Below are 12,764 nucleotides of genomic sequence, written 5' to 3'. Positions count from 1 at the left end.
TTTTTCTTCGCCTTAGCCTTCGCCTTGCCCACAAGCGCCTCCCAGCACCATAAATCACAACTGAGCAGGTATTTTAAATCAAAAAGAGCTGGCCGGGCAAAGCCCTAAATCAAAAAGAGCCGGTCGAGCAAACGCTCGATCGGCTCACAAACTTTCCCTCAGCCCTTTTCATCCGCACGGGAGAAAAGCCAGCAAAGCCACCGCAGGGCCCGCCCCGGAAGCCCTTTCTCCCGAACGATCCCGCAGCGCAAAGCGCGAGGACCAGTGAGGGAGAAAGGGCGTGGGGCGGGCCCGGACGAGTGCGCTACTCTTTTTCGACCGCGCGCATGATCGCCTTGTAGATCTCCATCAGCGGGATGATCAGGAAGGCCAGGCCCAGCGCGGCAAGAACGCCCTTGAGCTCAAGCGTCACAGGGCCAAAGAACATCTCGGCAAGCGTCGGCTGCACGGTCACGATCACCGTCAGCACCAGTGCCAGCGCGGCGGAAGCCCACAGCCACTTGTTCTGCTTCTTCATGGTGAACAGCGACGCACGACGGCTGCGCATATTGAAGCAGTGGAAAATCTCGACCATGTTGAGCGTGATGAACGCCATCATCACGCCTTCCTCGTCGGCATTGCCGGCGATCATATCGGCGATGTGGATGTAGCCCATGTCAAAGTACACGCCCACAAAGAAGCTCGCCAGCACCAGCACGGTGATGATTAGACCCTGGACCACGCAGTCCAGGCCCATGTGACCGGCAAAGACACCGTCCTTGGCGTTGCGCGGCTTGCGCTTCATGATGTCACCCTCGGCATCCTCCATGCCCAGCGCGAGCGCGGGGAAGCAGTCGGTGACCAGGTTCACCCACAGCAGCTGCACCGGCTGGAAGATGGTAAAGCCAATGAGCGTGGCGATAAACACCGAGAACACCTCAGCAAGGTTGGCCGAAAGCAGGAACTGGATGACCTTGCGGATGTTGTCGTAGATGCGACGGCCCTCTTCGCAGGCACCGATGATGGTGGCGAAGTTGTCGTCGGCAAGCACCATGTCGGCAACGTTCTTGGTGACGTCGGTGCCGGTGATGCCCATACCGACGCCGATGTCGGCGCGCTTGATGGACGGGGCGTCGTTGACGCCGTCGCCGGTCATGGCGACGATCTGGTCGCGCGACTTCCAGGCCTCGACGATGCGTGTCTTGTGCTCGGGCTGGACGCGGGCGTACACGCCGTAGTCCTCGATGTGCGCGTCGAGTTCCTCGTCGCTCATGCGATCGAGGTCGGCACCGGTGATGGCATGGCTGCGATCGGTGACGATGCCCAGCTGCTTGGCGATGGCCACGGCGGTGTCGATGTGGTCGCCCGTGATCATGACGGTGCGGATACCGGCGTCATGCGCCTCGCGGATGGCGTCGGCGACCTCGGGGCGGACAGGGTCAATCATGCCAGACAGGCCGCAGAAGACCAGGTCATGCTCGAGCGCGGCGGGACTGCAGTCGGCCGGGACCTCGGTGTAGGTGCGGCTTGCCAGCGCCAGCACGCGCAGGGCCTCGTCGGCCATGGCCTTGTTGGCGGCCACGAGCTCGGCACGACGCTCCTCGGTCAGCGGAACGACCTTATCGCCCTCGTAGATGTGGGTGCACAGGCCGATCACCACGTCGGGCGCGCCCTTGGTGTACTGCTCGTACTCGCCGTCCAGGGTCTCGACGACCACGGACATCATCTTGCGGCCAGAGTCGAACGGGGCCTCGCCCACGCGCGGGTGCTCGGCAGTCAGGCCGGTGAGGCCCGCCTTGCCGGCGTCGTTGACGAGCGCGCACTCGGTCGGCTCGCCCACGGCCTCGCCCAGCTCCTCGTCCCACTGGGCATCGGAGCACAGAGCCATGCCGGCCAGGAACTTCTCCGTAGGCGCGGCGAGCTCGTGCTTGACGACGGTCATCTTGTTTTGGGTAAGGGTGCCGGTCTTGTCGGAGCAGATGGTCTGCGTGCAGCCGAGGGTCTCGACGGCAGAAAGCTTGCGGATAATTGCCTGGCGCTTGGCCATCTTGGTCACGCCGAGCGACAGCACGATGGTCACGACGGCGACCAGACCCTCGGGGATGGCAGCGACGGCGAGCGAGACGGCGACCATAAAGGTATCGAGCAGGGCGGTCGGGTCGGTAAGAACGTTGCCCACGCCGTGGCGGATGATATCGACGCCAAAGATAACGACGCAGATGACGATAACCATGATAGTGAGGATGCGGCTGAGCTCGGCAAGCTTCACCTGCAGCGGCGTGAGCTCTTCCTTGGCCTCGGCCAGGGCGCCGGCGATCTTACCCATCTCGGTGTTCATACCGGTACCGACTACGACGGCGCGGCCACGGCCGTACACCACGGTGGAGCCCATGTAGCACATGTTCTTGCGGTCGCCGAGCGGCACGTCGTCGGTGCCGGCGGCGAGCTCGATCACGTTGGCATGCTTCTCGACGGGCACGGACTCGCCGGTAAGGGCGGCCTCCTCGATCTTCATCGTGGCGCTCTCGAGCACGCGGCAGTCGGCCGGGACGGAGTCGCCCGCCTCGAGCATGATCACGTCACCGGGCACGAGCTCGGCGCTCGGCAGGTGCACGAGCTTGCCGTCGCGCAGCACCTTGGACTGCGCCGCGCTCATCTCCTGCAGGGCCTCGAGAGCCTCCTCGCTTTTAGCCTCCTGGACCACGCCCAGCACCGAGTTGACGATAACGACGAACATGATGATGGCGACATCGGCAAAGTCCGCCTCGCCCTTGACCATGCCCGTGAGCGCGCTGATGACGGCGGCAACGATCAGCATGATGACCATGGGGTCGGCCATCTGCTCAAAGAAGCGCTTCCACAACGGCGTCTTCTCGGCTTCCTCGAGCTTGTTAGGGCCTGTCTTGGCGAGGCGCGACGACGCCTCGTCGTTGCTCAGGCCGAGGTTCTCATCGACACCTTGGTCGCTGAGTACCTCCGCCGCGGCGGACAGGTATTCCTTTTGCATATAGAGTCCCCTCCTGGGATTCGGGCCACTCAGCAGATTGATGCCCGATCATAATTCCCAGGAGAAGGGCAAGGGCTCATCAAGGCTGCCGTGCTGAGCGGCAGTTGATAGTGGAGCTATGGTACCCCAAAGCGGTGCGTCTAGCCAAAACATTCCAATTGGAAACACGGCTCGAGTGCAACGATGCAGACCGTGTGATGCTCAACATTGATAAAACGTTTTTTCTTCGGCGCATCGTCAAACTGAAATATCGCCCAGATAGCAGCGGTCAGAACGGTTGGTAAAGATTTTTCACGTACCGTTTTTACCGCAAAAAATGAACTTCTAATTCGGCATACGGTCGATTTTTTGGGGTATTCGGTCGGCATTTCGTTATAATCATCTCAGTTTTATTTCTTATGGTTTATCTATCAGCGCAAGACGATGTCAGATGGAGGTCTGAATGTACAAGCGCACCAAGATTGTATGCACCATGGGTCCCGCCTGCGATAGCGACGAGACCATCCGCGAGATGATCAAGGCGGGCATGAACGTCGCCCGTTTTAACTTCTCGCACGGATCCTACGACGAGCACCACGGTCGCATCGAGCGCGTCCGTCGTATTTCCAAGGAGCTCGGTCTGCCCGTCGGCATCCTGCTCGACACCAAGGGCCCCGAGGTCCGCACCGGCCTTCTGGTCGACGGCAAGAAGGTTGCCGTCAAGACCGGCGATAAGATTGTCGTCACCGCTCAGCCCACGTCCGAGGATTTCCACGGCACCTCTAAGCACATCTCCCTCGACTACCTGGCTCTGCCCTCCGAGGTCGAGAAGGGCTCCCTTATCCTGATCGATGATGGTCTGGTTGCCCTCGAGGTCGAGTCCGTCGACGGCCAGGACATGACCTGCGTCGTTAAGAACGACGGCCTGATCGGCGAGCGCAAGGGCGTCAACATGCCCAACGTCAACATCTCGCTGCCCGCTATCACCGAGCGCGATCGTCAGGACATCCTCTTTGGCCTGACCGAGAACATCGACTACATCGCCGCTTCCTTCATCCGTGACGGCGAGTCCGTCCGCGGCATTCGCAAGCTTTGCCGCGAGAACGGCGGCGAGCACGTGACGATCTTCCCGAAGATTGAGTGCGCCCTGGGCGTCGAGAACTTCGACGAGATTCTCGAGGCTTCCGACGGCATCATGGTCGCCCGTGGCGACCTGGGCATCGAGATCAAGCCCGAGCTCGTTCCGCACATCCAGAAGGAGATCATCGCCAAGTGCAACGCGGCCTACAAGCCCGTTATCACCGCTACGCAGATGCTCGACTCCATGCAGCAGAACCCGCGCCCGACGCGTGCCGAGGTTGCCGACGTTGCTAACGCCATCTACGACGGCACCGACGCCGTTATGCTTTCCGGCGAGTCCGCTGCCGGTAAGTACCCGGTCGAGGCCGTTAAGATGCAGGCCAGCATTGCTCTCGAGACCGAGAAGTACCTCCCGGCTCACGCTCCGCTCGAGGTTCCGGCTGACGCTCACGGCACCCGCGTCGTCAACAACGTTGTGGGTATGTCCGCTGTGAACATGGCCACCACCGTTGGCGCCAAGTGCATCACCGTGCCGACGACCACTGGTCGTACTGCCCGCCTGATCTCGCACTTCCGTCCCAACATGCCGATCTGCGCGTTCTCCCGCCACGAGTGGGCCGTCCAGCAGATGATCATGTACTGGGGCGTCATCCCGCACCAGGCAGAGATTACCCAGGGCACCGTCAACGGCACGATCGTCAAGGCGATCGAGACCGCTAAGGAGCTCGGCTACGTCAAGACTGGCGATTTGACCGTCGCTACCGCCGGCGATCCCCGCATGAGCGTCCAGCTCGAGGACAAGGTCTCCTCGACCAACGTCGCTTACGTCGCTCAGGTGCGCTAAATCGCACTTGCAAGCAGATTTGCATTGCAAAGGGCCCGGAAGGCATTGCCTTCCGGGCCCTTTTTCTGTGCACCGATGCCTACCGCACGGCATGGCACGCACCCATTTCATTACCAAAAGCGCGAAATCCGCCCTCCGAGGCCCAAAAAATAAAGCCCCAAGCGCTAAAAGTGTTCGCCCGGTGGCAAACCCACACCTTAACCGACGCTGCTAAATCGTTTTAGCAAGAACCAGATCAACCGCGTTTTCGGAAGTGCGGGGAAAAATTGCTTACCCCCGAGCATAAGTCCTTTTATTTCAACAAAACCCCTGATAAAGTTGGCTTAAATACCGCTTGTACCTGACCTATTTGTCTTTTTCACCGCACTTCCGAAACGGATAGCTTTTCTAGCCCAAACAACGCTCAAACGATCGGATCGCTATGTCATTTCTTGCCTGCGGACCTACGGCTTTTCAGTACTATCGCATCCCGCCCCAAATACTGGGACTCTATCCGGCAATCCTGCCGCCCGACCATGACCATCGCTTGGTGCATTACTCAAAACAACCGGTATTTAAAGACTTGCTCGGCACACCAGTTTGGAGATCCGTGAGTGAAAGGAAACAGCGCGCGAACGGAAAGCTATTTCATAGCCGTCTGCTAACCCAAGAGCCGCCTCCTGGGTCGTTTAGACAGACTGAACATGGATTTGATGTCACTTCACCGGAGTTCACGCTGCTCAGCCTTGCCACGCAGGTCTCACGCAACCAGTTACTCATGGCGTGCTACGAGATGTGCAGCTCCTTTGCAGTGTTTAAGCCCTGCGAGCGAACGCAACAACAACTCGATGAAGCTATTTCGCTTAAGTTCATTCCACCCAACTGCGGCTGGGAGCGAGTTAACGACACCAAGGGCAATGACACCAACTTGTGGAAGCGCACGCCGCTTCTTACCGCAACGGATATCGCCGCGTTCGCCAAGCAAGCCGCAGGCCTGCGCGGCGTCAAACAACTGCGCTGGGCGGCCGAGCACATGACGGGGCAGGCCGCCTCGCCCTTCGAAGTACAGACCTCCATGCTTATCTCGCTCCCCCGCGACGAGGGCGGCCAGGGCATCGAGATCGCCAACAACGCGCGCATCCCGCTCAGTGAAGCCGCACGTTCGCTGTATGACAAAACCTGCTGCTACGCCGATATCCTCATCGAAAGCGCCACCGACAGCATGGGCGTCATTCTGGAATGCCAAGGCCGCTCTGCCCACGACAGCGAAGCCGCGAGCCTCTCCGATGCCGAGCGCGCCACCGCACTCACAAGCATGGGCTACGACGTCATCCAAATTACCTATGACCAGATCAAGGAGAAGAAGAGCTTCGATCACATAGCCGAGCTCATCCATAAAAAGGCCGGGCTTCCCCACATCCCAAAGACCAAACAGGAGCGCATTGCCGAAGATACCTTACGGCAAGAGCTACTTGTCGATTGGGTTGAGCTATTCACTGCCGGGCCGGCCAGCTAGCAGCTAGCAATCAGGGGCAGCGCAGGCACATCGGGCGATTCGACACGGGCGGCAAAACCCGCCTCGGTCAGCTCGATGACCTCGGTAAACGTTGCGTCGAAGAATTTCTCGGTCAGCAGGCGGTATGGCGGATGGTCGGGCTCGCCGGGGTTTTCGCGTACAATCTCGTGCATAACGCCAATGGTCTTGAGCACATACTCCTTATGGATGGGATACTGACCAAAACGCGTCGCCGCAGTATACAGGCGATCGGTCGCGCGCGGAATCGAAACGATCCCGAGCGTCTTGCCAAACCAGTCAAAGTCGCCTTGCTTTTTAATGCGGAACTCCTCGCACGGCTTGCCGCCGTGCGCCTCCAGGTACTGATTCACGCGCGTATTCCATACGGTATCGGCCACCAGATGCGACCAGACACCCAGTGTCAAATCGAGCAACGACTGCGCCACGTCCTCGGACGCAAGCGAGAACTCACGAGCGCCGGGACCGACAACCGGCTCGGCATCCCTGTAGCGCTGGGGATAGTGCACGCGATTCAGTCGCTCGCGCTCCTCGACAATCGAGGTAGCCTCGGCGGGTTCGCCCGCGGGTGCGCCGTTAAGCAGCGGCGCCACATAGGTATCCCAGAACTCGTGCTCGCGCGGCTTAGGGATAGGCTCGGGCTTTGCAAAGTGCGTAATGCGGTACGGGATGGGATCGGCGATGCCAGGGACCATATAGCCCACGAAAATATCCGGAACCACGCAGCCAAACAAAAAGGCATTGCGGTCGCGCACGCTCTTGGCAAGCGCACCGGTGCGCTCCAGCAAACGCTCCGTCTGAGCGATATGAATGTTCCAGCTTGGCATAGCCACCCCCATAAAAAACCTGGATAACTATACCATCACGGCAAAGCCGCGCGGGCGGCTACGCACGCTCTACGCAGCAACTAGTCCGTAGCACCGCTTTCGGTTCCATACGACGGCGAAGGCGCCTCGACCACATGGTGATATCGATCGATATAGATTGCACGGGCACCCAGGCGTCGCACCAAATCCTGGTGATGTGTGCTCATCAAGACCGTCTTACCCGCCGCGACGTAGGCCAGCAAGAAGTTGACCACGATGTCGCATGAATCCTCGTCGAGCCCATTAGTAGGTTCGTCGAGAACCAAGATATCGGGGTTCATCGATACGACTGCCGCCAGCGCCACACGCTTCTTTTGCCCACCCGAAAGCTGATAGGGCGAGGCATCGACCAGGTCGGCAACTTGAAACAGTTCCATGGCATCGTGCACGCGACGGTCGAGCTCGTCTGCCGGCAGCCCCATCTGCGCGGGACCAAAAGCAACTTCCTCGCCCACCGTAGCGCAGAACAGCTGGGCGTCGGCATTCTGGAACACAAAGCCCACGCGCTGATGAAAACGCTGAGCGGCCGCGGAATCCTTTAGAAACGCCGCATCGACCACGTGCCCGTCGAACAGGTATGCCCCTGCGTCCGCGAGCTCAAGGCCGTTAATAAGGCGCATAATCGTCGTCTTACCGCAGCCGTTGGGACCGAGCAGGGCAACGAGTTCACCACGATCGACCTGCAGCGACACGCCATCGACAACCGTATGCCCCGCATAGGAGAACACCACGTCGCGCAGCTCGATGAGCGGCGCGACCTCGGCGCCGCCCGCACCGTTCGTGCCCGCCGCACTATTCATATCGATCGTCAAAACGTCGCCCTTCCCTATTTGCATCCCCAGCCGGAACCAGCAGCGCCTACAGCACGGCGCACAACACCGCCAGCAGCGCCACGCCGGCCGCATAGACCGCATCGCGCCAGCCAAACCCGGCGCGCGCGGGCGCCGGATACGCACCCGCAAAACCGCGGCACAGCATGGCCTCGTCCATCGCGCGGCTGCATTCCATCGCCTTGATAAACGTCATGCCCATGATACCCGCCAGCGAATCGGTGCGCGAAAAACCCGCAGGCGCGGAACCGACGCTGCGCAGCATGACCGATTCGCACAGATTGTGCGCCGTGCGACCCAGCACCTCGATGTGCTTGAGCGCCATATCAAACGTAAAGATGACCTCGTCGGGTAGATGCAGCATCTTGAGCGCCGCCGACATGCGGCTCCAGGTGAGCGTCCACGAAACGCCCAGCACGAGCGACACGTTAATGAACGTCTTAAGCGCAATTTTGAGCATGGCGCCCGTAGCGGAAGCGCCCAGCAGCAGGGCAGGCAGTGCCAGAACCACTGCGAACCCCGCGGCGCCAAGCGCCGGCACAAAGGTCGCACGCAGCCCGCGTACGGGGCGCACGGCAACGAGCACCAGCGCAATGGCCGCCATCAACATGAGGTACAGCGGGCTCTGTGTCAGACACACGCACAGGACGCAGACGAACATCCCCACCAGGCGCACCGGAGCCGAAACGCAAGAAAGGGCGCGGTCGACCATCGACCCGCCCTCGTGCGCGCCCCCACCCAGGCGAACCCGCTCAAGCAGGCTCGCCAGGTGCAGGACATTCTTTTGCATCACGCGATGCCGAGCCCCCACGGGCTCGTAACGCTGCTCGACCGCAAGCCAGCTAGGCAGCTCGGCTATTGCCATGAGCACCGCTTTCCTTAACCGTCAGCGAGATCAGACGGAATGCGGTGGTAAGCACCGCCACGCCAATCACGCCGGACAGGATATACATGGCAGCCTGACCGGCAAAGCCAAGACCCTGCTCCTCGGAATAGGCCTGCAGGTAATCACCCGTAGGCAGAGCGTCGGCAAAGGTCGGGGTATCGAGGCCGACCGAAGCCTGCAGACTGTCGTCACCAGCCTCCTGAACGGCGGTCGCGGCGCCCTCGGCGTCCCACTCGCCCCATGCGTCACCTGTGGCAAGCAAGCCGAACGGCGTAGCCACGACAAGCACGGCGACCAGAATGAGCGTGGGGACCAGCGAGGTCTTCTTGGCAGTACCATCGCCGGCAAGCTGTCCATCGACGGCCTCGGGCCCGACGATAACACTCGGCGCCGTCTTCTTAATGAAACCGTAGATGGCGGCCGTCGCCACGCCCTCGATCACGCCGGCAACCAGCATATGCGGGATCAACATGGCCGGAATAGCCACGGACAGCGGGAAGGGGCAGTACAGCGGCGCGCCCGAAGCGTTGGTAAAGAGCATCGGCTGAATACCAAACTCGATTGCCGCGCACAGGGCCGCCAGGCACAGGCCGACCCAGCCGCTTACGACGGCCGAAACCGAGGTGCCCCAGCCCTTGCCATGCAAACGGCTGTTGAGCGCACGAAACACGATAGCAGCGGCAAACGGCAGCACGAAGGCCATGTTAAAGCAGTTGGCGCCAAAGGACAGGATGCCGCCGTCGCCAAACAGCAGCGCCTGCAGCGCCAGCGCGACCGAGACAGCGATAGCCGCGGCCTCGGGGCCTAGCAGCAGCGCAATGAGGGCGCCGCCGACGGCGTGGCCTGTGGTGCCGCCAGGCAGCGGCACGTTGAACATCATGAGCAGGAAGGAGAACGCGGCGCAGATGCCCAGGAAAGCCATATGCTCGCGATCGAGCGTGGCGCGCACCTTCTTGATGCAGTGGACCCAAACGGGCACCATCGCCACCGCCATGACGGCATCGGTCTGCGGGGACAGATAATTATCTGGAATGTGCATGTACGCCTCCCGGTTATCGGCGCACAGAATTGCAACGCCGCTTGAATCACCTTGCCAGTGTTACGTATTGTCAGATTCGTAACACGCCGCGGGCTATCATAGCAAAACGGCGCACTGCCGACAAAGCAGCACGCCGTTATGTAATGCGCGTGTCATATATGCAGGCTCAGCAGTGCCTTATACCGAGCATAACGGTCTTGTAGGATTCGGCAGCAGTCGCCACCAACCCATACCCCAGCGCAGGACCTAGCCGCGGACCTCGCCGTTTACGCCCTTGCACACCTTGGTGACGATCTTCTGGTGCGCCTTTTCGACCTCTTCGCTGGTGAGCGTGTGGTCGTCGGAGCGATACGTAAGCGCAAAGGCCATGGATTTCTTGCCCTTGCCGATGCGGACCGGATCGCGGTAGACATCGAACAGGCGCACGCCCTCGAGCAGCTTGCCGCCGGCACTCGTAATACGACGCTCAAGATCCTCGCAGGTCACAGTGTTGTCGACCACGATAGCAAGGTCGTGCTCAACGGCCGGGTACTGCGAGAACTCACGGTAGTTCTCCTGGTTGCGGGCGCCCTTGATCAGCTTGTCCAGGTCGAGCTCAAAGGCAACGACGACCTCGTCAATGCCCATAGCCTCGCGCGCCTCGGGGTGGATCTCGCCAACCCAGCCCAGCACGGTACCGCCCGAGAGCACCTCGGCAGCACGACCCGGCTGCAGGAAGGCATAACTCTCGCCCTCGACGGGACGGAAGCGAACCTTCTCGATGCGCAGCTGGGCAAGCAGCTCCTCAACGATGCCCTTGCCAAAGAAGAAACGCAGCTTGCGGTACTTCATGGTCCAAGACTGCTCGCTCCACTGGCCAGAGAGCACGCCCGCCACGGACTTGGTCTCCTTGGGCAGGCTGGCGTTCTCGCGACCGTGGAACAGGCTGCCGACCTCGTACAGGTGCACGTTGGGCGTGCCGTGGGCCTCGTTGTAGGCCACAGACTGCAGCAGACCCGGCAGCAGCGAGCGGCGCATCTCGGTCTGCTCGGCCACCAGCGGGTTCATGAGAACCACGGGGCAGCCGCGGCCCTCGGTGGACATGCCAATCTTCTCCAGGTCGCCCGGGGCGGCAAAGCCAAAGGTCGTGGTCTCGTTGAGGCCACAGGCGCGCAGGATCTCGCCGACCTTGCGGGTAAGCTTCTGCTCGCGCGTCAGACCGCCGATGTGGTTCTTGGCAGCCGGAATGGTCGCCGTGACGCGACCCATGCCCCATAGGCGCAGGACCTCCTCGATCAGGTCGATCTCACGCGGTAGGTCGGGACGGAAGCTCGGCGGCGTGACCATAAAGTCCTCGCCGTCGCACTCGACGGTGCAGCCCAGGCGGGTGAGCGAGCGCTCGATAAAGTCGGGCTCGATGTCGGCGCCGCAGATGGCGCGCACGCGGGCCAGGCGCAGCTTGATGCTGTCGATGGTTTTGGGCGCGGGGAACACGTCCACATAGCCGGGGGCGACCTCGCCGCCGGCGATCTCCTCGATAAGCGCGCACGTCACATTGGCGACGTCCACGCAGCCGGTCTCGTCGACCTGGCGCTCAAAGCGGATGGAGGCGTCGGAGATCAGCGACAGGTCACGGCTGGTGTGCGAGGTGCGGCCGGCGTTGAAGCAGGCGCTCTCGACCATCACGTCAACGGTATCGTCCTCGATCTCGGAATCCATGCCGCCCATGACGCCGGCCAACGCCACAGGGCGCTCGCCGTCGGTGATGAGGCCCATGCCGGCGTCGAGCACACGCTCCTCGCCATCGAGCGTCGTGAACTTCTCGTCCTGCTGGGCGGCGCGAACCACCACGCGACGGTGGCCATCGCGCTCGGCAAAGGTGTCGAGGTCAAAGGCGTGCAGCGGCTGGCCGGTGAGCATCATCACGTAGTTGGTGATATCGACGATGTTGTTGTGCGGGCGCACGCCCAGGGCGTTGAGGCGCTTGACCATCCAGTCGGGCGAGGGGCCGACCTTCACGTTGCGCACGATGCGGGCGACGTAGCGGTCGCACAGGCCCTCGTCGGCAATCTCGACCGAAAGCTCGTCGTCGGTCGCGCGGCCGGTCTCGACCTTGATGGCGGGCAGCTCAACGTGGAAATCGCGGTCGAAGATGGCACCGGTTTCGCGGGCCATGCCGATCATGGACAGGCAGTCGGGGCGGTTGGGCGTGATCTCGCAGTCGAGCACGGTGTCGCTCGAGCCCACGTACTCGGCAAACGGCATGCCGCAGGGCGTATCCTCGGGCAGGATCATAATGCCGGAGTGGTCGCCGCCCAGACCGAGCTCGCGCGCGGAGCAGTTCATGCCCATGGACACGACACCGCGAAGCTTGCTCTTCTTGATCTTGACGTCGCCGGGGAGCACAGCGCCGATCATGGCCGTGACGATGTGGTCGCCGGCCTCGAAGTTCTGCGCGCCGCAGACGATCTGCAGCGGGGCGGGGTTGCCGTCGGCGTCGAGATTCTTGTCGCCCACATCGACCGAGCACACATACATGTGGTCGCTATCGGGGTGCGGGGTCTTGGTGAGCACCTTGGCGGTCACCACGTGGTCGAAGGACTCGCCCACGGTGTCGATCGCCTCGACCTCGGTGCCGGTACGGATATATTCGTCCGAAAGGGTCTTGGGATCCTCCGGAATATCGATCATGGTCTTGAGCCAGTCGTAAGAAACACGCATCTAGCTCTCCTTTCATACTGAAAGCCTGCGAAGAGATGCAG

General features: G+C 61.5%; 8 protein-coding genes. 2 read left to right on the top strand and 6 right to left on the bottom strand.

Features of this window, described 5'->3' with window-relative positions:
* Nucleotides 1-304 precede the first annotated feature (304 nt).
* Nucleotides 305-2,986: a cation-translocating P-type ATPase gene (locus tag AAAV44_RS01565; RefSeq protein WP_349114214.1), complete on the bottom strand. Its 2,682-nt coding sequence runs from the start codon at nt 2,984-2,986 to the stop codon at nt 305-307.
* Between the two features lie 442 nt (nt 2,987-3,428).
* Between AAAV44_RS01565 and pyk the strand changes: the two genes are divergently transcribed.
* Both pyk and AAAV44_RS01555 read left to right on the top strand, forming a co-directional pair.
* Nucleotides 3,429-4,889, top strand: coding sequence for a pyruvate kinase (gene pyk / locus AAAV44_RS01560; RefSeq protein ID WP_349114212.1), 1,461 nt, complete (start codon nt 3,429-3,431; stop codon nt 4,887-4,889).
* Between the two features lie 421 nt (nt 4,890-5,310).
* On the top strand, nt 5,311-6,384 hold the full coding sequence (locus tag AAAV44_RS01555) for a hypothetical protein (RefSeq protein WP_349114211.1): 1,074 nt from the start codon (nt 5,311-5,313) through the stop codon (nt 6,382-6,384).
* Here AAAV44_RS01555 and AAAV44_RS01550 read toward each other — a convergent pair.
* The 5 genes from AAAV44_RS01550 to pheT form a co-directional block, all read right to left on the bottom strand.
* Nucleotides 6,381-7,229 (bottom strand): hypothetical protein, encoded by an 849-nt coding sequence (locus tag AAAV44_RS01550; protein ID WP_349114210.1) that lies wholly within the window; start codon nt 7,227-7,229, stop codon nt 6,381-6,383. The two genes, AAAV44_RS01555 and AAAV44_RS01550, sit on opposite strands and share 4 nt — an antisense overlap.
* A gap of 80 nt (nt 7,230-7,309) precedes the next feature.
* Nucleotides 7,310-8,080, bottom strand: a complete 771-nt coding sequence (locus AAAV44_RS01545) for an ABC transporter ATP-binding protein (protein ID WP_316365697.1) — start codon at nt 8,078-8,080, stop codon at nt 7,310-7,312.
* A gap of 46 nt (nt 8,081-8,126) precedes the next feature.
* Complete coding sequence (locus AAAV44_RS01540) at nt 8,127-8,963, bottom strand: energy-coupling factor transporter transmembrane component T (protein ID WP_349114208.1); 837 nt, start codon at nt 8,961-8,963, stop codon at nt 8,127-8,129.
* Nucleotides 8,941-10,023 carry a cobalt transporter CbiM gene (gene cbiM, locus AAAV44_RS01535; protein ID WP_349114206.1) on the bottom strand — a complete coding sequence of 361 codons (1,083 nt, stop codon included), beginning with the start codon at nt 10,021-10,023 and terminating at the stop codon, nt 8,941-8,943. Before cbiM ends, AAAV44_RS01540 begins: the two co-directional genes overlap by 23 nt.
* A 246-nt stretch (nt 10,024-10,269) precedes the next feature.
* Complete coding sequence (gene pheT / locus AAAV44_RS01530) at nt 10,270-12,723, bottom strand: phenylalanine--tRNA ligase subunit beta (protein ID WP_349114205.1); 2,454 nt, start codon at nt 12,721-12,723, stop codon at nt 10,270-10,272.
* Between the last annotated feature and the right edge of the window lie 41 nt (nt 12,724-12,764).

It is taken from the genome of Collinsella sp. CLA-AP-H1, from assembly GCF_040092945.1.
Taxonomy (GTDB): Bacteria; Actinomycetota; Coriobacteriia; order Coriobacteriales; family Coriobacteriaceae; genus Collinsella.
The sequence above is the reverse complement of the archived record's forward strand: the minus strand, read 5'-3'. Positions and strand labels throughout refer to the sequence as shown.